Origin of the sequence: Ketobacter sp. GenoA1, from assembly GCF_003671475.1 — a bacterium.
In the GTDB taxonomy this organism is placed as follows: Bacteria; Pseudomonadota; Gammaproteobacteria; order Pseudomonadales; family Ketobacteraceae; genus Ketobacter.
In genome coordinates, this window is the sequence record NZ_RCHM01000014.1 from 152,927 (window position 1) to 174,594 (window position 21,668).

The window sequence follows — 21,668 nt, forward strand, 5'->3', positions numbered from 1 at the left end:
CCCAGTGCAGTCAGGGTGAATCCGGCTGCACTGTGTTCACTACCCGCAATATTTTATCCCGCAACACACTCATTTCCACCGGCTTGGAAATATGATCATCCATGCCCGCGGCAACACAACTGTCGATGTGCTCTTTCATGGCATGGGCGGTCAGGGCGATGATGGGTTTTCGGGGCCAGCTGTTTTCCCGTTCCTGCTGGCGAATGCGGCGGGTGGCTTCCTCACCATCCAGCACCGGCATTTCACAATCCATCAGAATAACATCGTAGTCAGTGCGTGACTGGGCATAGTCGGAACAGGCCTGACGGCCATTATGGGCAACCTTGAAGGTTGCCCCCATTTTCTCCAGCATGCTGGTAATCACTTTCTGGTTGATGTCGTTGTCTTCCACCACCAACACAGAGCACCCTTTCAACTCCCGATCCAGCACCGCCAGACGGGCATTTTGTTCCGCTTCATCCTGTAAACCCAACGCCTGGGCCAGGGTGTGCTTAAACTGAAATGCACAGGCCGGTTTGGTGGTCACCCGGAAGCGATAGCGGGGATACTCTTCTGAAGACAGCACCATACACTGCACATGCCATGCCTTGCAGCCCGCCTCGAATTGCTCGATCAGCAATGGATCCAGATCGCTGTTGCTGTCCAGGTCCAGTAACGCACAGACATAACCTGTTTGGTGCTGCTCAATACGGCGCGTGGCCTCTGCTATGTTTCTTTCACTGTCCACCACTATGCCCCAAAAACGCAAATGGCGGCTCAACTCAATGCCATAGTGACTGGGTCTGCCCACCAACAATAATCGCATCCCGGAAACATTCAGGGCAGGTGGCCGCTCAACACGGTCAGCAAACTCATAGCAAATTGAATAAGTAAATGTGGAGCCCTGACGGGGAGCACTGTCCACGGAAATTTCCCCCCCCATCAATTCAATAAGGGATTTGGAAATACTCAAACCCAGGCCGGAACCACCGTATTCACGGGTAATGGAACTGTCTGCCTGCTGAAAGGGTTTGAACAACGTCGCCTGTTGCGCCTGTGAGATACCGATGCCGGTATCCAGTATGGTAAATTCGAGCTTGCCACCATCCAGCGTATCCTCACCACGCTCCAGCCTGAGTTCGACTCTTCCCACCCGGGTAAATTTGAACGCATTGCCGATCAGGTTCAACAACACCTGACGAATACGCGACGGATCGCCTTTGATCTGCGGTGGTATGGCAGGGTCCACACACACCACAAATTCGATACTGTTTTTATCCGCGGTGGATTTGAAAATCGTCGCGATTTCAGCACACAGGGCAAACACATCGAAATCGACTTTTTCCAAGGTCACCCGGCCCGCCTCGATCTTTGAGTAATCCAGAATATCGTTGATCACATTCAGCAACGACCGGCTTGAATAGCTGATCACTTCCACGAAATTTTTCTGTTCCTTGTCCAGGCGGGAGGTTTGCAGCATTTCCGCCATACCGATAATGCCATTCATCGGTGTGCGAATCTCATGGCTCATGGTGGCGATAAAGCGGCTTTTGGCCTGACTTTCCAGGTCCGCCTGTTGTACACGCAGGCGGGATTCGCGCTCGATGATTTTGGCGCTTCTCCAGGTTCGGTAACGATAGGTGTTCACCAGAAAAATAAAGAAGGCCACAATCATGGAAGCCACCACCAAATCGTTCAGGGTATAACGAATGCGCGACTGCCTCAGATCCACCTGCATCACATACACGGTAGCCAAAAAGCTGAGCAGACCGAAGGCCAGCAGGCCCACAGAGTACGGCACGCGCAAGGGCGCCATGGGCAGTAAACAGATGACCAGGACAAAACCGGCAACATAGGTTGGATCCACAAGGGTTAAGCCGGTGATCACACCGGAGGACCCCAACACCCAACCGCCCCATAGCAGCAACAGGTACTGATTGCGCTGGCGCAGAAACGGAATGCGTCGCAACAATAACACCACCACACTGAACACCACCAGCGACCAACGCAACGCAACAATCAGGGGTTGCTCCGGATGCAGTTCAGTGTCGAAGGGAATATAGGTCAGCCAGGTGAGCGACATGGTACAACTGAACAGCAATACCCAACCGGCATGATAATGCAGTTCATCATTGAAATTAGCGGCCAGGGTATCCCGCCCCATGCCAAACATTGCCGAGTTTTTAATTCGGTCCAACCATTCCATTGCGTGTTGCATCCTGAATTGACATGATTACTACGCGCTCAACAGCCATACCCTAAGCTTAGTCTCAGATTGGATTGTACATGCTGAATTTCCATTCGCACACATTGGATGAAAGTCTAACCCACCTTGCCAGTACCACCACCGGACTCTCCAGCGCGGAAGCCCAGCACCGGATGGGCCGCCACGGGCCCAACCGCCTGCCGGAGGCCAAACCCCGCTCCCCCTGGTTGCGTCTGTTGGCGCAGCTCAATAACGTACTGATTTTTGTACTCCTGATTAGCGGCAGCATCACACTGCTGCTGCAGCATTGGGTGGACGCCGCGGTAATTTTTGGAGTGGTGATCATCAACGCGGTGGTGGGCTTTATTCAGGAGGGGAAAGCCGAAGCGGCGCTGCGCGCCATTCGCAATCTGGTGAGAACCGATTGCAAAGTGTGGCGCGATCAAAATGTGATCAGCGTGGACAGCGAACAACTGGTCCCCGGGGACATTATCCTGCTGCAATCCGGCGACCGGGTGCCGGCGGATGTGCGCCTGTTCCAGATCCGGGATCTGCGCTGCGATGAAGCTGCTCTGACCGGAGAATCCCAGCCCGTCTCCAAGCAGGCCGGCGTACTGGCGCCCGACACCCCGCTGGCCGAGCGCAACAACATGGCCTTTATGGGGACCCTGGTCACCTATGGCAGTGCTCAGGGCCTGGTGGTGCAGACCGGAGTGCACACTGAAATGGGCACCATCGGCGAACTGGTGAAGCAGGCCGAGGTCCCCAAAACCCCCCTGGCCAGACGCATGGAGCAGTTTGCACGCCAGCTCACTTATCTGATTCTGGCACTGGCAGTGGCCGTCATCGCATTCGGTATCTTTGCTTATCAATACGATGCGATGACCATGTTCCAGGCGGCGGTGGGCATCGCGGTGGCAGCCATACCGGAAGGCTTGCCCGCCGTGGTGACCATCACCCTGGCGGTGGGGGTACAAAAGATGGCCCAGCATCGCGCCCTGGTACGCAAACTGCCCTCGGTGGAGGTATTGGGTTCGGTTTCCGTCATCTGTTCGGACAAAACCGGCACCCTCACCCGTAATGAGATGACCGCCACCCGCATCGTCAGTGCCGATGGGACCTTGCAGGTCAGCGGCCAGGGGTATGGTGATGAGGGCACCATCGACGGCGGCGGTGGCCCCCTACGCGCCGCTGATCACCCCCTGCTGGGGCGGTTGGGGCGCATCGCCCTGCTTTGCAATACCGCCTCCGTGATCAAGGATCAGGGGCAGTGGCGCCTGAGCGGCGACCCGACGGAAGGCGCACTGGTCAGCCTGGCCCTGAAAGCCGGGCTCAGCCCACAACAGGTGCAGCAGCAATGGCCACGCAGCGACATGCTGCCGTTTGAATCCGAACGCCGCTACATGGCGACCCTGCACCATGACCACCAGGGCAATCACGAGATTCTGGTGAAAGGCGGCCCGGATCGCCTGCTGCCGTTTTGCCATCAACAACACACGGCTGATGGCCTGCAACCGCTGAATACCCCATTCTGGAATCAAGCCATTGAATCCCTCGCCAAAGACGGCTTGCGGGTGATGGCCCTGGCTTACAAAGCGGTGCCGCAACAAAGTGAGCTGGGTTACACCGATGCGGAGCAGAACCTGATATTACTGGCCTTGGTGGGCATCACCGATCCTCCCAGAGCGGAGGCCATTGCGTCCATCACCCAGTGCCAGGGTGCCGGCATTCAAGTCAAAATGATCACCGGCGACAACCCCCACACGGCAACCGCCATTGCCCGCCAGCTGGGGCTGCGCACCACCCGCGTATACACCGGCGCCGAACTGGACGGCTTTGATCAGAAAAGGCTGCAAACCGAGGTGCAACAATGCGACGTCTATGCCCGCACCAGCCCGGCACACAAACTGCGTATTGTGGAAGCGCTGCAGCACAACGGGGAAGTGGTTGCCATGACCGGCGACGGCGTCAATGACGCACCGGCGTTGCAGAAGGCGGACATCGGTATTGCCATGGGCTGCAAAGGCACTGATGCCGCCAAGGATGCCAGCGATCTGGTGCTCACGGACGACAACTTTGCCACCATCGTGACCGCAGTACAGCAGGGGCGCACGGTGTACGACAACATCGTTAAAGCCATTCTGTTCATTCTGCCCACCAGCCTGGCTGAAGCCAGTGTCATCAGTATTGCCATACTGCTGGGCCTGGTGTTGCCGATTACCCCGGCCCAAATCCTCTGGGTCAATATGATCACCGCCATCACCCTGGCACTGGCGCTGAGTTTTGAAACCACCGAGCCCGGCACCATGCAACGCGCACCGCGGCCCCGGCAGCAGGGGCTGATCACCGCACATGTACTGCAACGGCTGCTGTTTGTGGGCGCCTTGGGCAGCGTACTGGTGTTTGGATTGTTCTACCTCGCCCTGCAGCGCGGTGACAGCGTTGAACAGGCCCGAACCCTGGCGGTGAACGCGTTGGTGTTCTATGAGATTTTTTATCTGTTCAATTGCCGCAGCCAGCAGCCCCTATGGCAACACCGACAGCCGGTGGGCGGGCCACCGGTGTGGATTGCCGTGGTCGCGGTGGTGTGCCTGCAGTTGATGTTCAACTACCTGCCGGGCCTGAAGGATGTGTTTCAGTCCCAGGGGCTGGATACCCGGGAATGGAGCTGGGTGCTGGGCGGCAGTGCATTGGTGCTGGTGATTGTGGAATTGGAAAAATGGTTGCGGTCTAATCGCGCAGGGCCGGGCTGACGGCCAACATATCAAAGTACGCTTCCACCATGCGCAGACCATCCCGGTACAGATCAAACGAGTCCGGCTCCAGTAACCAACTGCGCAGAATGCCCTTGGTATAGGAAACATAGGCGTTCACTGCCAATGGCACATTGGTGTTGGCGGGCACCTGCCCCAGGCGCACGGCATTATTGAAGATCGCTTCGAAACGCTGGCGGAACAACCTGCGTACCCGGGCATCGCGATCAATGATCGGCCCCAGCTGTTCGACGAATTCGCATTTGTTGAACAGAATATCGAACACCCGGTGGTGATGTTCATCGGTGGTCACCTTGTGGAACAGATAATCCACCGTCTTGCGCAGTTCACCCAGAGGATCGGTCACGTCGTCCCCGGCACCGGCCGCAATCAACGCTTCCATCGGCAGCCGCACCCGCTCACACATGGCATCAAACAGATCCGCCTTGTTTTTGAAATGCCAGTAAATGGCACCCCGCGTCACCCCTGCGGCCGTTGCAATATCGGCCAGGGTGGTGGCAGACACGCCCTTTTCGTTGAACACCCGCTCCGCCGTGTCCAACAGCATATTGCGGGTTTCCAACGCCTCTTCTTTGGTTTTTTTCACCATGATGTGTTTACTTTTGTCTATACTGTATTTTAATTATACATACATGAATGTATGATTAAAGCGTACTTCGTTCCAATACGCCAACCCATTTTCAACCTGAATTCCCAATAATTGAGGTTTATCAAGATGTTATCCTCTATGTTTACCCGTCGCACGGGCCTGCTGCTGGCCGCCACACTGACTCTGTGGGGCTGCAATGACTCCGGTTCCGGCACCCCGGGTGGAGCCAACGGCCTGCAAGTGCCACCCCAGGAAGTGCTGGTGGAAGTGGTTACACCCCGTCACCTGGTGCTCAAAACCACGCTGCCCGGCCGGGTGCAGGCGCTGCGCACGGCCGAAGTCCGTGCCCGGGTGGAGGGCATTATCCAGGAACGCCGCTTTACCGAAGGCACCGAAGTGGAGGCCGGCCAGTTGCTGTTCCAGATCGACCCCAGCACCCTACAAGCCGATTATGATGCTGCCAAAGCACACCTGGCCCGCGCCGAGGCCGATCTGACCCAGGCCACCCTGAAGCAAAAACGCTTTGCCAATCTGCTGAAACGCAAGGCGGTGAGCCAACAGGACTACGACGAAGCCTTTGCCATTGCCAAGCAGGCGGAAGCAGACGTGGCTGCTGCCAAAGCCGATCTGGCCCGGGCCCGCATCGATCTGGAGTACGCCAGCGTCCGCGCGCCCATCACCGGCCGCATCGGCCGCGCCCTGGTGACCGAAGGAGCCCTGGTGGGCAAAAGCGAAGCCACCCATCTGGCCACGGTAGAGCAACTGGATCCAATTTACGTGAATTTTACCCAGTCCAGCAATGAATTGCTGCGTTTACGTCGCGGTGGCGATGGTGAGGATCTGGCGGTGGCCGATCCCAAAGTGACCCTGCTGCTGGAAGACGGCAGTGAGTACAAGCATCCGGGCAAACTGTTGTTCTCGGAAATGGCGGTGGACCCGGGCACCGGCGAAATCCTGTTGCGGGCCGAACTGCCCAACCCGGACCGCATGCTGCTGCCGGGTATGTTTGTCCGCGTCAGCCTGGATCAGGCAGAATATAAGCAAGCACTTACTGTCTCGCAACAGGCGCTGATACGCTCCGCTCAGGGGGACATGGTGATGTCCGTGTTGCCCGACGGCAAAGTGGTTCCACTGCCGGTGAAGACCGATCGCGCCCAGGGCGACCGCTGGATTATCAAAAGTGGCTTACAGGGCGGTGAGCAGATCATCATCGAGGGGCTGCAAAAAGCCCGGCCCGGCGCCACCGTCAAGGCGCTCGTGGCAGAACCCACTGTCGAGGCACCGTAATCATGGCCCGCTTCTTCATCAACAGGCCCATTTTTGCCTGCGTGATCGCCCTGCTGATCATCCTGGGCGGTACCCTCACCGTGCTGGATATGCCCGTGGCGCAGTACCCCAATATCGCGCCACCTTCGGTGCGGGTTACCGCCACTTACCCCGGTGCCTCCGCCAACATTGTGGAGGAAACCGTTACCGCCGTGGTGGAACAGGAAATGAATGGCATCGAAGGGCTGCAATCCATCAATTCCGACAGCAGCTCCAGCGGCACCGCCAACATTACCATCACCTTTAAACCGGGTACTAATTTCGACATCGCCCAGGTGGAAGTGAACAACCGGGTGAAACGGGTGGAGGCGCGCTTGCCGGAGCCGGTGCGGCGCCAGGGGCTGCGGGTGGAGAAAGCCACCCGCAACTTCCTGATGATCCTGACCATCAGTTCCAGCAACGGCAGCATGGATTCCATCGCCCTGGGCAACTACGCCAACAGTTATCTGCTGGATGAACTGCGGCGCATCAAAGGCGTGGGCGAAGCACAGGTGTTCGGTACCGAATACGCCATGCGCATCTGGCTGGACCCCATTAAACTGACGGCGTTTTCCCTCACCCCATCGGACGTGGCCACGGCGATCCAGACCCAGAACGTACAGGTGGCTGCCGGCGAACTGGGGGGGCTGCCCGCCCAGGTTGGCCAGATGCTGAATGCCACTGTGGTGACCGACAGCCGGCTCAACACCCCGGAGCAGTTCGAACAGATCCTGCTGAAAGTAAACCCCAACGGCTCCAGTGTGTTGCTGAAAGACGTGGCACGGGTGGAGTTGGGTGGGGAAAACTATGCCTCCACCGCCTATGTGAATGGCCAGCCGGCCGCCGCCATTGCCATCAAACTGTCCCCCACCGGCAACGCCGTGGAAACCTCCGCCCTGGTGAAAGAACGCATGGCACAAATGTCGGCGTTTTTCCCCGGCGGCATGGAATGGGACAACCCCTATGACACCACGGATTTCGTTCGCATCTCCATACAGGAAGTGGTGCAAACACTGCTGGAAGCGGTACTGTTGGTGTTTCTGGTGATGTTTCTGTTTCTGCAGAACTGGCGCGCAACCCTGATCCCCACACTGGTGGTGCCGGTGGCGGTGATGGGAGCCTTTATCGGCATGGGCCTGTTTGGCTTTTCCATCAACGTCCTGACCCTGTTTGGCCTGGTGCTGGCCATCGGCATTCTGGTTGACGATGCCATCGTGGTGGTGGAAAACGTGGAGCGCATCATGCGCGAGGAAGGCCTGCCACCGCGGCAAGCCACCCGCAAAGCCATGGGGCAGATCACCGGGGCCATTGTGGGTATCACCGTGGTGCTGGTGGCGGTGTTCATTCCCATGGCCTTTTTCAGCGGCTCGGTGGGGGCCATCTATCGCCAGTTCTCCCTGGCTCTGATCACCTCCATCCTGTTTTCTGCCTTCCTGGCGCTGAGCCTGACACCGGCACTGTGCGCCACCCTGCTCAAGCACGATCACGAACAGCACAGTCGTGGCTTTTTCGCCTGGTTTAATCGGCTGTTCGACCGCAGCACCAACGGCTATGAAAAAGGCGTGGGTTATCTGCTGCGTCGCGCCGGCCGGGTTATGCTGGTTTACTTGATCCTGGTGGGTGGTGTCACCTTCTTCGCGTTTCGCCTTCCGACCTCGTTTCTGCCCCAGGAAGATCAGGGTTACTTCATTACCATTGTGCAACTGCCCGCCGGTGCCACCCAGGAACGCACCACCCGCGTATTGCGCACCATGGAAAACTATTTTCTGCAAAACGAACCCAACGTGGAAAAAATCGTCGCCATTGCCGGCTTCAGTTTCTTCGGCAGCGGTCAGAACGCCGGTATCGCTTTTGTGCGCCTGAAGGACTGGGATCAACGGCGGCAGCCGGATCAACACGTGGACGCCGTCATCGGCCGTGCCTGGGCTGCCCTGGCCGGGGTACGGGATGCGGTCATCTTCCCCTTGAACCCACCGTCCATCCCGGAACTGGGAACCGCCACCGGCTTTGAGTTTCAGCTCAAGGACATTGGCGGACAGGGACACGCCAAACTCACCGAGGCGCGGGACCTGCTGCTGGGTATGGCCATGCAGAACAACAAACTGCAGGGAGTACGCCCGGAAGGCATGGAAGACACCCCGCAGCTACGGGTGGACGTGGACCGGGAGAAGGCCCGCGCCCTGGGCATTGATATCAGCGAGATCAACAACACGTTGAGCATTGCCCTGGGCTCGGCCTACATCAACGACTTTGTGAATCAGGGACAGGTACAAAAGGTCATCCTGCAGGCGGATATTGCCGCGCGCATGCTGCCGCAAGACATCAAGCAATTGCGGGTACGCAATCAGGCCGGGGAGATGGTGCCGTTTTCCGCCTTCGCGGATCTGCAATGGACCATGGGTTCACCGCGCCTCACCCGCTTTAACGGCGTGCCCTCCATGAAGATCGGCGGCCAGGCTGCCGCCGGCGTCAGCTCCGGGGAAGCCATGCTGGAGATGGAGCAGCTGGCGGCCGAGCTGCCCACCGGCTTCAGCTACGAATGGTCGGGGGTGTCCTATGAGGAAATTCTCTCCGAAGCCCAGGCGCCGGCCCTGTTCCTGCTGTCGTTGTTGGTGGTGTATCTGTCACTGGCGGCACTGTACGAAAGCTGGAGCATTCCGGTTGCCGTGGTACTGGCGGTGCCCCTGGGTGTATTGGGTTCACTGGCTGCTGTCTATTTGCGTGGCATGCCCAACGATGTGTTCTTCAAAGTGGGCTTGATCACCATCATCGGGCTGGCCGCCAAAAACGCAATCCTGATTGTGGAATTTGCCAAGGATGAAGAAGGCAAAGGCGTCAACCTGATGACCGCCACCATCAATGCCTGCCGCATGCGTTTGCGCCCGATTCTGATGACCTCACTGGCCTTCACCTTTGGTGTCTTGCCACTGGCCATCAGCAGCGGTGCCGGCGCTGCCAGTCGTCAGGCCATCGGCACCGGTGTTATCGGTGGCATGATTGCCGCGACGGTGCTGGCGATAATCTTTGTGCCCGTATTCTATCAGGTGATACGGCGGCGCCTGTCGCGCAATCAACTGGCACCGGCATCGGCCGCTGACTAGACAAAGTGCAAACAGATGACGTTGCCCACTGGTAGCGTCATCTGAATTCAGTATCATGGGACTTCCATTGTGACTTCAGGACGATGACCATGGCCCGCGTTTCACGTTTTTCTTTGCCGTTCTTCAGCGCCGTACTGCGCTCTGTGTTTTTGCTCACGGTTGCCGGGTCGGCGCTCGCCCAACCGGTACTGTATGAAGTGGACGGCAAACCCTACGAGGGCTACTTTATCAGCCCGGCGCCCAAGGCACCGCTGGTGATTTTGCTGCACGACTGGGATGGGCTCACCGATTATGAAATCAAACGTGCACAAATGCTGCAGCAAGCCGGTTACGCGGTGTTTGCGGCGGATTTGTTCGGCCGGGGCGTGCGCCCCACCAAAGTGGAAGACAAACGCCAGCATACCGGTGAACTGTATCAGGATCGGGAGAAATTCCGGCGCCTGATCAGCGGCGCCGTGAACGCAGCCAAAGCCCAGGGCGGCAACCTCGATAATGCTGTGATGACGGGCTACTGTTTTGGCGGCGCCGCTGTACTGGAGCACGCACGCTCCGGTGCCAACATGAAAGGCTTTGTCACCTTTCACGGTGGCCTGAGCACGCCGCCGGGGCAGAGTTACGCCAACACCCGCGGCAGCATTCTGGTATTCCACGGCAGTGCCGACAACATGATTACCCTGCAGGATCTGGCACAACTGGGCACCGAGCTGGAAGCTCATCAGATTCCCCATGAGCTGATCAGTTTCGGCGGCGCGCCCCACGCCTTCACTGTGTTCGACTCTGACCGCTATCGCCAATCTGCTGATGCGCAATCCTGGGCCAGATTCCTGCGTTATCTGCAAACGACCCTCACTGAATGATTCATCTGTCAATCTGGGGCAAAGCGCTCACCGGTATGCCCCGGCTCAGTGACGAACAATGGCACCAGTTGGATTGGTTTGGGCGCTGGCTCATCAGTGTTCGCGCCTCGGTGCTGATCATGACATTCAGCTCATCAATTCTGGCCGGCTTGCTGGCTTGGTATTTCAGCACCCTGGACTGGGGCTTATGGTGCCTGGTCACACTGGGATTGTGTCTGGCCCATGCCACCAACAATCTCATTAACGATGCCACGGATTATTGGCGCGGAGTGGACGACGACCGTTACATGCGCAATCAATATGGCGTGCAGCCGCTGACCCGGGGCCTGATGTCCGGTGTTGATATGCTGTTGCAAATCGGCCTTACCGGAATGGCCGCATTGGGCATTGGCCTGCTACTGCTGTGGCTGCGCGGGGAGCTGGTTCTGCCGTTACTGGCAGCGGGCTGCTTTTTTGTTTTGTTTTACACCTGGCCATTGAAAAAATGGGGGCTGGGTGAGCCCGCGGTGCTGCTGGTATGGGGCCCGCTAATGGTGGGTGGTGGTTTTTACGTGGTGAGCGGCCAGTGGAGTTGGCTGGTGGCGGTTGTCTCCATTGCCTATGCCCTGGGACCCACCTCTGTTCTGTTCGGCAAACACCTGGACAAACGCGCAGCAGATGCCGCCAAAGGGGTACGTACTTTGCCGGTGATACTGGGGGAAGCCCGCGCCCGTAGCTGGGTGAAAGCCATGACACTGGCGCAATATTGTATTCCGTCGGTTTTGGTTTTCAGCGGACAGCTGCCCTGGCCGATACTGCTGATCGCCCTTGCCTTCAGATCCGCCTATGCCCTGTGGCGCGCCTGCTCCTACCCCTTGCCCGACCACAAGCCTGAACGCTTTCCCCAGCGCATTTGGCCTTTATGGTTTTCCGCCTTTGCTTTCGCCCATACCCGGGTATATGGCGCCTGGCTGTTCGCCGGATTGGGCATTGCATTGTTACTCCAATAAAACAGGCAAACCAACTGATGATCCTGAACATGGCTTGCTGTTGTCACTGTGCAACCGGCACCTGGGCTGCCATTGACTAACCGATAGAAATTAAAGCAACTGATTCAGTTTTTAGGGAACACCAAACCTACAATTCGATAACAAATTACTTGGACCCTTGGCCAATATTTACAAGTAGTAAAGTAATGCGAGTTATACAAATAAGGCATCTTTCCGGTCATCATCAGGCGCAGTCAATCTCATGGATCGTTTCAAGCCTTACATACACCCGCAGTACGTCATTGCATCACTGCAGTATCCTTTGGATAACGGCATTAAATAGCACGATATCGGTAAAGCCGCCGCCATCAATCTGGATAACCTGTACAGCCGCACAGAGTACTTCACCCTGGATGAAGTCATGCGCCTGATCAAAGTCATTAAAGCCACTTCCAACATCCCTCATTATGGACTGAAGAACGGCAACCACATTCAATTCGGCTGTCATGGAATAGCGGGCATCTCCATCTTGTATCAATCTACTTATGCGGAATGCCTGCAGGCGGGAAGTCGACTTGGCAACCTTCTGTTTCCGCCATTGGAACTGGAATACTTTGAAACACCCGATCACGTGGGCATGCGATTGTACGAGTGCGTTTCCCTGGCCCCCTACACCCGTTATTTTATGGAATGGATCATGATCCACTTCCGTAATATTTTTCAGTTCCTCTTGGGGCCGGATAAACAGCCCGCCTACATTGCCTTTCCTTACAGCAGGCCGGATTACAGCCAGTACTATGAAGAGATGCTGGCCTGCACACTGAAATTTGATGTGGAACATGCGGAGTTTGTTGTGGACAGAAAGCTGGCCGAACAGGAAATGCCGCTGGCCAACACCAGTATTTCTGCTCAGGCCGAAAGTAAGTTTCTCACCAGCATCGCGGATAAAGAACTTGATATCACCCGTGAAGTGCGGGCATTGCTGGCACGGCATCTGGATGCCGTGCCGAGCCTGGAAGACGTGGCCGAACTTTTACAGGTGAGCAGCCGCACCTTGCGTCGCAACCTGAAGAAGCAGGGCACCTCCTATGTGGAAATTGTGGAGGACCTGCGTCGGGAAACCGCCATATCCAAATTATTGAACAGCAACCAATCCATCACCGACATCGCCATCAGTCTGGATTTTTACGATACTTCATCTTTCAGCAAAGCCTTCAAACGCTGGACCGGACAATCTCCCCGCGCTTTTCGCGCGGCCATCAGCGAATGCAGTAGCACCGCATCCCTTGCACACAGCCTGTGTTAGAAGGCCCAGAAATCCTTGAAGCTGGGAAACACACCACGGCGTTTTTGGGATTCTTCCCGGCTGTAACCACCCTCTTCCGGCTCCACCACCACATCCTGCTCCGGTTCTGCGGCAGGATTCGCCGCTTGAACAGCGGTAGGTGCACGGCCCAATAACAGCCCGTCATGCCGATCCAGTACGGCATCCTCATCACGGTCCAGCGCCATACGATTGCCGCTCCCGGGTGGAACGCAGCTAAAGGTCAGGCGATTGCCCGGCGCCCCCGCCAATGCCCGCAACGCGGTATCCGACAGCGCAGCACCCACCCGGTCGGGATAGAACAAACCATCTTCCTGCAACCACCATCCTGATTGCTCACCGGCTATCACACCCTGGGCGATCAGTTCGCACTGCGGTTTATAGAAACCATCCCGCTGCAGATGCTGCAGAGCCTGATCCCGCATCAGATCCAGCCGTTGCTGATCCAGCACCGTGGCGGCGCTGTCCAGTGTTAACTGCTGGCCTACCATGGGTGCCAGCCCGGTGGGCATGGCCATCACAAAATCGATGGTCTGATCCAGGCGCTCATCGGGCACATGAAACACATTCAACGACAGGAAAGTCTTTAACGTATCCGCGGCCCCATCGTGGGAAAAACCGTACCCAGTGACCTGATCCCCCATAAATCGATTGGTGGGTGTGTCATAGCGAAAACGCTGGCCAAACATTCCCACGCGGGTATAGACGTTGCGCAGGTGCGCTACTTTCATATCCTGTGAGGTTTCCGTTCCTTCAAAGCTCATCAATGTACTGGTACCAAAACGCTCGATATCGGCATCCACTTCATGGCAATCGTTACAAGGTATCATTGCCACATCACCTCCCTTGGGTGCAGGGAAGCCGGTGGTTTTAACATTGAAGAAGGTATCTCTGCCCACACTCTGCTCTGGCGTCAGGGTGTCATCCAGATTGCGAATGGGGCTGGGCGGATAACGCAACTGCAATACAAAATCAGCAAACGCATTCATGTCTTCCTCCGGGGGAATCTCCGGCCGCCCCAGCAGGTCCGGGAATGCGCCTCTGAATTCCTTGAACGCCGCCCGCTCCAACGACTCGCCATTTACCCGATAGGCACCGGTGCGATCACCGCGCCAATGTTGCGGCCCCTGAAATTCCATGCCGCGCAGGGATTGCGTCAACATAGGGCCTTTCATAGGATGATGAATACGTAACGCATTCATGCGCGAAAAAAAGTTCACGTAATCCCGGGTATTGTAGGTCCAACTGGCATCCGGGTTACCCAGGTTCCAGGCAATGCCGTCCATATCGCCAAACAAATGGCAACTGCCACAGGCACTGTCACCACGGCCGGAGCTGTAACGGGCGTCGTACAGAAAGGGGCGGCCTTCAACGATAAAATCCGGTTCCGGGTTGTACATGGTGACATGCGCTTTCTCGGTTTGACTGCGGGTATCAATGACTGAAATGCCGTTGTCAAAACGGGTCAATACAAACAGGCGTTGATTGGCTTCATCCAGCACCAGGCCACTGGGGCCACCACCACTGAGCTCAATGTGGCTGCGCGGATTTGGGGTGAAGGTATTTTCCTCCAGCTCTGTAATGTCAAACACGCCCACCTTGGCGGAACCAAAGGCCGCCACATACAGTCTTTCTCCGGATTGGTTGACCTGCATCTGCAACGGCAGGGCCAGGCTGCGTGCATTCTGGTCCGGGCTACCGTCCGGATCGGCGTCCGTCAAATGGGGATTCAGATCCCGGGGCAGCACCTCGCCGTTCTTGATGACGGTAATGCGGTTCTGAATAAAGCGGCCACGCAAAGTCTGCACATCGCTGCGCTCTCCCTGGCCTTCAAATTTCAATTCATTACGGGCTTCCAGATTACTGACATACAGGGCACCGGTTTGGGGGTTCACGGCCAGATTAAACAGCGCATTACCCACGTGGGCATGTTGTGCGGCAACCGCCGGAGTGTCGGCCATGGCATCAATTTCAAAGACGTCGTAATCGGGCAGATCAAAATGAATAAAGCGGCTCCAGTTGGTGCCGTAATAATCACGCCAGCGATTACCATCGTAGCGCACAATCACTCCGGTGTTGGGTGCCCTCACACCGCTGGCATCATCCTTGGGCCCGGGTTTACCGTAGGCCGTACTGAGTTTGCCGAACAAGCGGTAATTATGCACAGCGATGGTGGACTGGTTACCGGATTTGTAGATTCCAGCGTATACCGTTGCGCCATCGGGGCTCACCGCCAGGCCACGGGGCGGCATACCAAACAGCGTCACGATATTGAGTGGCTGTGTGGGATTGGCCCCGTCAAACACCCACACATCCGCGCGCTCCAAACCGGGTGTCAGGGGTTCCAGTTCAGACGGTGAATTCTGTCCACGATGGGCCGTGGCCACAAACGCCCGTGAACGGGCCGGCCCCGCAAAGACAATATCCTGCGGCTCATCCCCCACCTGCAGGGTGCGCTTAACGTGAGGCACCGGGGCCGCCAGATCCACAATGCTGATGCTGTCGGACAAGGTATTCACCACCCAGGCTTCCTGGTCATTGCGCAGGGCCAGGGCCACCGGCTCCAGCCCCACCGGCACACTGTGCAGGTGAACCGGCTGGTGGCCGTTGATATCAAAAATTTCCAACCGTGCATCCGGTGTATTGAGCGCGTACAGCCGGCTGCTGTCCGCATTCAACGCCAACGGACGCACTTGCCCACTTTCAAATAACGTGTATGAACCCTGCACTTTGATCTGAATGGTGCCTTCACTGCTGCCGTGCACCCCGTCGGAGACTGCAAACACCAGCTCGTCGAATCCGGTGTAGTCTGGCGCCGGGGTATACACCAGATTGGGCGGCGCCCCTTCCAACGTGCCATGCAACGGAGGGCTGACGATCTCGAACTGCAACGGCAGCTCCACTTCATCGGGTTCAAGCCGGTGCTTGGCCTGCAACGTCAGGCTGATACTGCGATTACGAAAGGTGGTGAGGCCATGGGATTTGGCCTGCGGAATGTAAAATGGTGCTTCATTGGCAACCACGTTAATGCGCTCTGATACCGGCGGGATATTGAGCAGTATCTGCAGAAAGCCCTGCCACAGATCACCCCCCAATGCACCCGGCCCATTGGCATTGGCCCCATGAGCACCACTGACCATGCCTATCCCCAGCAGCAACGTCAGACACGCCTTTTTCATGCTATCGCCCTTTTTATTGTTGTTGTATACCTCATTGAAGCGGTGGGTCGCGGTAAAATCTTGCTGAAAACGGCCAACCCGATAAACCGCTGGCCCAATTCTTACAGTGGCAAGCAAAGCTCGCCAATTTGGCCTCTTTAACCCACCTGTTCTGCTGCCCTCGGCACGAACACACTCATTGCCGGATTGCAACACACAGATCGACTACGCACGATCCGGGATCGGTCACTATAGTGGTGAAACCACTACAGCAGGGCGATACGGGCCATGTCACCGGAACTGGAACTACAACTGAATGGGTTACTGGACAAACGGGCGATAGAAGAACTGATACACGCCTATTGCAATGCCGCCGATCGCCGTGACCAGGAAAAAATGCGCAGCCTGTACCACGCGGATGCCATTGACGATCACGGTGGCTTTTTCCAGGGGCCGGCCATGGATTTCATCGACAAGCTGCCGGAAATTCAGGCCCCGATGGAGATTCTGCATCACAACATCACCACCGTGAACATCAAGGTGGAGGGGAATTACGCAGAAGGTGAGGTGTATGTGCTGGCCTTTCATAAGGTGAAAACCGAGGCTGAACCCTTTGATCTGCTGATTGGCGGGCGCTACTTCGACAAGTATGAAAAGCGTGATGGGGTGTGGAAGTTTTCCCACCGCGCGGTGGTGGCGGACTGGGTTAATGTACATAACCCCTCCATCGTTGACTTGCAGAACCCGATAATAGAGGGATCACGGCTGGGGGCTGCCGGTGCAGACGATCCCTCTTACGATTTTTATTCCCTGTTCAAGCGGGGTCAACGCTAACGGGATCAATGCTAAAGCTGGGCCACCGCTCCCTGCTCAATGAGCGCGTCCACTTCCGCATCATTAAACCCAAATCTCAACAGGGTCTCCCGTGTGTGGGTACCGGGTGTTTGCATGGCTTGCGGTGTGGCACTGGGCGTACGGGAAAACCGTGGTGTGGGGGCATGCTGTTTCACACCGCCAACCTCAACAAAACTGCCACGGGCCACATTGTGCGGGTGATCCGGTGCCTCCCCCAACCCCAGCACCGGGGCAAAGCACACATCACTGCCTTCCATGATCTCACACCATTCATCCCGGGTTTTGGCTTTGAACACCGCTTCCAGTTTCTGTTTCTGCTGCGGCCAAAGGGCGGGGTTCATCTGCACATCGAAATCATCCGCCGGTAATTGGGCTTTCTGTTTCAGCAGGTCATAAAACTGGGGCTCAATGGAGCCGATGGAGATGAACTTGCCATCTTTGGTTTCGTACACATCATAAAAATGCGCGCCGCTATCCAGCATATGTGTGCCACGGTTATCACTGAACAGGCCGTTGGCTTGCAAGCCATAAAACATGGCCATCAGTGCCGCAGAACCTTCGTGCATGGAACAATCAATCACCTGGCCTTTACCGGATTTTTGTGTTTCCAACAGCGCACAAACCAGACCAAAGGCCAGCATCATGCCGCCGCCACCAAAATCACCGAACAGGTTCAGCGGCGGTACTGGTTTTTCGCCGGCGCGCCCCACCGCATGCAGGGCTCCGGAAATCGAAATGTAATTAATGTCATGGCCGGCACTTGTGGCCAACGGCCCATCCTGACCCCAACCGGTCATACGGCCGTACACCAGTTTTTCGTTGCGGGCCATACAGGATTCCGGCCCCACGCCCAAACGTTCCGCCACACCGGGGCGATATCCCTCAAACACGGCATCGGCCTGCTCACATAACTTAAGGATGGTTTCCACTCCGGCGGGGCTTTTCAAATTCACGGCAATGCTTTTGCGGCTGCGAAACAAAATGTCATGCCCCCCGGCCGCCGATGGATTACCGCCGGGGCGATCCACCCGAATCACTTCCGCCCCCATATCCGCCAACATCATGCCGCAGAACGGACCCGGTCCGATGCCGGCCAGTTCGATGATTTTAAATCCCTGCAGTGGTCCCATAATTTACCCTCTGTCGTTATTCATGTTCATGTGGTTCATCAGCCTTGGCAAGACTGCCGAAACGCTCGCGGGGTGATCCCGGTCCAGCGTTTGAACGCCGTGGAAAATGTTCCTACGTCGCGGTAGCCCAGTTGATAGGCAATCCCGGAAACATCCAGATCTGTGTCCTGCAGTAGTTGCTTGGCCCTCAGGGTCTGCTCCTGCTCCAGCAGTTCGCGAAAGCTGGTTGCATCCTCCTGCAAACGCCGCTTCAGGGTGCGGGAGGACAGATGAAACCGTCGTGCGACCTCTTCCTGGGTGGGCAGCGCTTTGCCCTTGGGTGAGTTCTGCAGGTGGCGCCTGATTTTATCGGCAAAGGATTCCTGTTGCGGGAACAACTGCTGGTATTCCAGCTCGCACTGTTGGCGGGCCAACTCTGCGGCGGCGGGGTCCGCCAGTTGCGGCACCGCATGAAACAATGCAATGGGTGCCCGTACACAGCAGCGGGCACACTCATACAGCACGGGCACCGGCAGGCGATCCCGGAAACGGGAATAGTAGGGTGGTTCCGACCCGGTCATTTCGACCCGGGTCTGTTGCAGCGAGCGCCCCAGCAACTGCTCCGACATGATGGTAACCCCGATCAGAATGGCTTCGGTCATAAACGTGCGGATGGGGGCCTCCATCTCCAGGGTGGGATTCAACGACACCATCATCTCCTGAGCATCGGTTTCAAACGCCGCTTTGAAGAAGGGTGCCCGCAAGGCGATAAAGCGCGACATGGCCTCCAGGGCGGCACCGATGGTGGGGCTGGTCATGGCCACCAGGCCCACGGAGCCATGCAGGGTTACCTTGAGTGCCTGCGCGTAAGCCATGCCCAAGCCCAGATCCCCCGCCAGCGCGGTGGCACGCTGGGAGGCCAGATGGCCCATTTTCATGGTGATGCGGCTGTCGGGCTGGAGCAGGTCGCTGCGCGACACCCCCATATCAAACAGGATGTCTTGCTCGTTCAACCCGAATTGCTTGATCACATCGCACAGCAGCAGCAAATAGATTCCCGGAATACCCTGAAACAGGCCCCCGGTTTTATCGTGGCCTAAAGTCAAAGTTATTTGGCCCTCCCACAAAAGACAGAATTGAATTTCTGTACGAGTATTAGACCATAGTAATTTTATTTGCTTGTGTCACCCATTTTTGAATTTGGGCCAACATCCATCAGAGGCAGTACCATGTGGAAGCGCATCCGATCCCTGAAATCCTCCATCAAACCCACCCCCGGGAATGTTTCGATCATTCCCCAACGCATGAACTTCGATTTCAAGGGGCTCAGCAAACACTGGTTTGATAACGAACCGGTGCAGACCCACCTGCTGAACGCCCTGTCGCTGACATTCCCCGACGGAGAACGTTTTTTTGTGGATTCCGTGCGCACCTTTCGCCACCTGGCCCAAAGCAAAGCCCAGCAAAAAGAAATTTCCGGCTTCATCGGACAGGAGGCCATGCACTCACTGGAACACGACACTTTCAACAAGATGCTGGCGGCCATGGGCTATCAGCAAGAAGCGGAAGGGGGTCAGGCACTGGCACAACGATTCATTGCCGGTGGCCACAAGCATTTAAGTGATGTGGAACAACTGGCCACCACCGCCGCCCTGGAGCACATCACCGCCATCATGGCCCAATGGCTGCTTTCCAAGCACAATGTAATCGACAAAATCGACCCTTCCGTGCGCCAATTGTGGCTATGGCATGCCATCGAGGAAACCGAACACAAAGCGGTAGCCTTTGATCTGCTGCAACAGGTGACCGATGGTGACTATTTGATGCGGGTGAAAGTCATGGCACCGGCCACCTGGTTCCTGCTGGTGTACACCTTCGCCTACACCGCCGCCTTTCTGCGTAAGGACGGCCTGCACAACAAACCCCTGACCCTGGCCAACGGTATCTGGCAGCTGGCCAAACCCGGTGGCCTGTTTGCCAGTGTCATACCAGCCTGGTTCCGTTACTTCAAGCCCGGCTTTCACCCTTGGGATGACGATGACAGCCACCTGATCGAGCAATGGCGTGCGTCTCTGGACCAGGCCATGGCCGATGCACAAACCGCCGCGGCCTGACCCGGAATCGGCCAGCGCCTGCGATCAGGTGGTGGCCCGCTCCAGCACAAAAAAGAAGGGCCGATACCCTTCCGCTTTCAAATCCATGACCCCCAGCACGCGATTCTCATCCACCTTGCGAAACACATCATTAATGGCTTTCTGATCGTACACCATGGTGGCGCTGACCTTGCCCCGGTACTCCGTCATCCGCAACCGCGCGCGGGATTTACCGGTCTTGAAGAAACGGGTCCCCAGATCAAACATCAGCCGCCCCAAAGCGCTCATGGACAGGCGGCTGCGGCCGGCGTATTGCATGGGAAACCAGATCGGGTTCAACCGCACCAGCTCCCCGTTACGGCGTTTAAACACCAGGGGATGAACCTCTTCTGAACTTTCAAAGAGCTTGCCGTACCAGTTGAAGTTCTCCATCAGGCCATCCATTCGATGGTGTGTGGGAAACCCCTTTCCGCGCCAGCTCCCGAGCATAAAAGCAATGTTGACCGGTTCCAGCTCATCAAAAAACGCCAGCGCCTGCTCGGTGCTGATGGGCCCCGTTGCCAGCAATTCGTCAAATTTAGCCGCACAATTCATATTTCTTCCCATTCCCGGAATACAACCGGGCCTACATCCGACATAAGTGACTGGCGGTATCTTAACAGCCTGCCTTCCCCTGCACAGTGACCAAATATGACTTCGATCATGACCTACTAGTCAACACCTCATTAATATAGTCAATGTCGACAATTGCTATAACCAATTAGAATTAAATTTTCGATTGGTTACACTAATCAAACGAGTTGCCCTTAGGAGGAACCCGCTATGAGTACAATCAATATAGGAATCAAAGAAAGCGACCGCATCAACATCGCCGACGGCCTGAAACGGCTGCTGGCCGACAGCTACACGCTCTATCTGCAAACTCACAATTTTCACTGGAACGTCACCGGACCGCAGTTCCGCGAACTGCACCTGATGTTTGAAGAGCATTACACAGAGTTGGCTGTTGCGGTGGACGACATCGCAGAACGCATCCGCACCCTGGGTGTCATTGCGCCGGGCACTTACAAAGAGCTGGCCCGATTATCCTCCATCAAAGAAGTGGACGACATCCCCAGCGGGCCCGACATGGTGGACATTCTAAATCAGGGCCATGAGCAGGTGGTGCGAACCTGTCGTGAGGCATTGAAGCTGGCCCAGGCAGCAGAGGACGAATCCACCGCCGCGCTGGTTTCCGACCGCATGCGCATCCACGAAAAAACCGCATGGATGCTGCGCGCCCTGAATCAATAAAGCACCTCTGCGCGGGAGCGTAACGCTCCCGCGCCCATTTCTGTTAACATCCCTGTT

At 56.7% G+C, this 21,668-nt stretch carries 15 protein-coding genes; 9 read left to right on the plus strand and 6 right to left on the minus strand.

The features are described 5' to 3' along the window. Positions 1-10 precede the first annotated feature (10 nt). Entirely contained in the window at positions 11-2,185 is a 2,175-nt protein-coding gene (locus tag D9N13_RS05755) for an ATP-binding protein (RefSeq protein WP_290587094.1), read from the minus strand. A gap of 80 nt (positions 2,186-2,265) precedes the next feature. On the opposite strand from D9N13_RS05755, the gene D9N13_RS05760 reads away from it, so the two are divergent. Next, a complete protein-coding gene (locus D9N13_RS05760; RefSeq protein WP_290587096.1) occupies positions 2,266-4,938 on the plus strand; it encodes a cation-translocating P-type ATPase in 2,673 nt (890 codons plus the stop codon). Here D9N13_RS05760 and D9N13_RS05765 read toward each other — a convergent pair. Next, positions 4,916-5,548, minus strand: a complete 633-nt coding sequence (locus D9N13_RS05765) for a TetR family transcriptional regulator (RefSeq protein ID WP_290587099.1) — start codon at positions 5,546-5,548, stop codon at positions 4,916-4,918. The two genes, D9N13_RS05760 and D9N13_RS05765, sit on opposite strands and share 23 nt — an antisense overlap. Before the next feature lie 138 nt (positions 5,549-5,686). Between D9N13_RS05765 and D9N13_RS05770 the strand changes: the two genes are divergently transcribed. From D9N13_RS05770 to D9N13_RS05790, 5 genes are all read left to right on the plus strand, one after another. Next, positions 5,687-6,835, plus strand: a complete 1,149-nt coding sequence (locus D9N13_RS05770; protein WP_290587101.1) for an efflux RND transporter periplasmic adaptor subunit — start codon at positions 5,687-5,689, stop codon at positions 6,833-6,835. A 2-nt stretch (positions 6,836-6,837) separates the two neighbouring features. Continuing rightward, positions 6,838-9,954, plus strand: a complete 3,117-nt coding sequence (locus tag D9N13_RS05775) for an efflux RND transporter permease subunit (protein WP_290587103.1) — start codon at positions 6,838-6,840, stop codon at positions 9,952-9,954. Positions 9,955-10,043: 89 nt separating this feature from the next. Beyond that, complete coding sequence (locus D9N13_RS05780) at positions 10,044-10,811, plus strand: dienelactone hydrolase family protein (RefSeq protein WP_290587105.1); 768 nt, start codon at positions 10,044-10,046, stop codon at positions 10,809-10,811. Next, positions 10,808-11,800 carry a prenyltransferase gene (locus D9N13_RS05785; protein ID WP_290587107.1) on the plus strand — a complete coding sequence of 331 codons (993 nt, stop codon included), beginning with the start codon at positions 10,808-10,810 and terminating at the stop codon, positions 11,798-11,800. The genes D9N13_RS05780 and D9N13_RS05785 overlap by 4 nt, the downstream gene beginning before the upstream one ends. Positions 11,801-12,146: 346 nt before the next feature. Then, positions 12,147-13,085 (plus strand): helix-turn-helix domain-containing protein, encoded by a 939-nt coding sequence (locus D9N13_RS05790; protein ID WP_290587151.1) that lies wholly within the window; start codon positions 12,147-12,149, stop codon positions 13,083-13,085. Here the strand turns inward: D9N13_RS05790 and D9N13_RS05795 are convergent. Beyond that, positions 13,082-16,282: an Ig-like domain-containing protein gene (locus tag D9N13_RS05795; RefSeq protein ID WP_290587109.1), complete on the minus strand. Its 3,201-nt coding sequence runs from the start codon at positions 16,280-16,282 to the stop codon at positions 13,082-13,084. The two genes, D9N13_RS05790 and D9N13_RS05795, sit on opposite strands and share 4 nt — an antisense overlap. A 267-nt stretch (positions 16,283-16,549) precedes the next feature. Between D9N13_RS05795 and D9N13_RS05800 the strand changes: the two genes are divergently transcribed. Continuing rightward, a complete protein-coding gene (locus D9N13_RS05800) occupies positions 16,550-17,095 on the plus strand; it encodes a nuclear transport factor 2 family protein (RefSeq protein ID WP_290587112.1) in 546 nt (181 codons plus the stop codon). Between the two features lie 11 nt (positions 17,096-17,106). Here D9N13_RS05800 and D9N13_RS05805 read toward each other — a convergent pair whose 3' ends face one another. Further along, a complete protein-coding gene (locus D9N13_RS05805) occupies positions 17,107-18,246 on the minus strand; it encodes a CaiB/BaiF CoA transferase family protein (protein ID WP_290587114.1) in 1,140 nt (379 codons plus the stop codon). Between the two features lie 38 nt (positions 18,247-18,284). Continuing rightward, positions 18,285-19,331 carry a helix-turn-helix transcriptional regulator gene (locus D9N13_RS05810; RefSeq protein ID WP_290587116.1) on the minus strand — a complete coding sequence of 349 codons (1,047 nt, stop codon included), beginning with the start codon at positions 19,329-19,331 and terminating at the stop codon, positions 18,285-18,287. A gap of 123 nt (positions 19,332-19,454) precedes the next feature. Between D9N13_RS05810 and D9N13_RS05815 the strand changes: the two genes are divergently transcribed. Beyond that, the gene (locus D9N13_RS05815; protein ID WP_290587118.1) at positions 19,455-20,339 is read left to right on the plus strand and encodes a metal-dependent hydrolase; all 885 of its coding nucleotides are present in this window, start codon (positions 19,455-19,457) and stop codon (positions 20,337-20,339) included. 24 nt (positions 20,340-20,363) lie between these two features. Here D9N13_RS05815 and D9N13_RS05820 read toward each other — a convergent pair whose 3' ends face one another. Then, entirely contained in the window at positions 20,364-20,912 is a 549-nt protein-coding gene (locus D9N13_RS05820) for a DUF4334 domain-containing protein (RefSeq protein ID WP_290587120.1), read from the minus strand. Between the two features lie 228 nt (positions 20,913-21,140). Here D9N13_RS05820 and D9N13_RS05825 point away from each other — a divergent pair, with 228 nt between their 5' ends. Next, positions 21,141-21,611 carry a Dps family protein gene (locus tag D9N13_RS05825; protein ID WP_290587122.1) on the plus strand — a complete coding sequence of 157 codons (471 nt, stop codon included), beginning with the start codon at positions 21,141-21,143 and terminating at the stop codon, positions 21,609-21,611. Positions 21,612-21,668 lie beyond the last annotated feature (57 nt).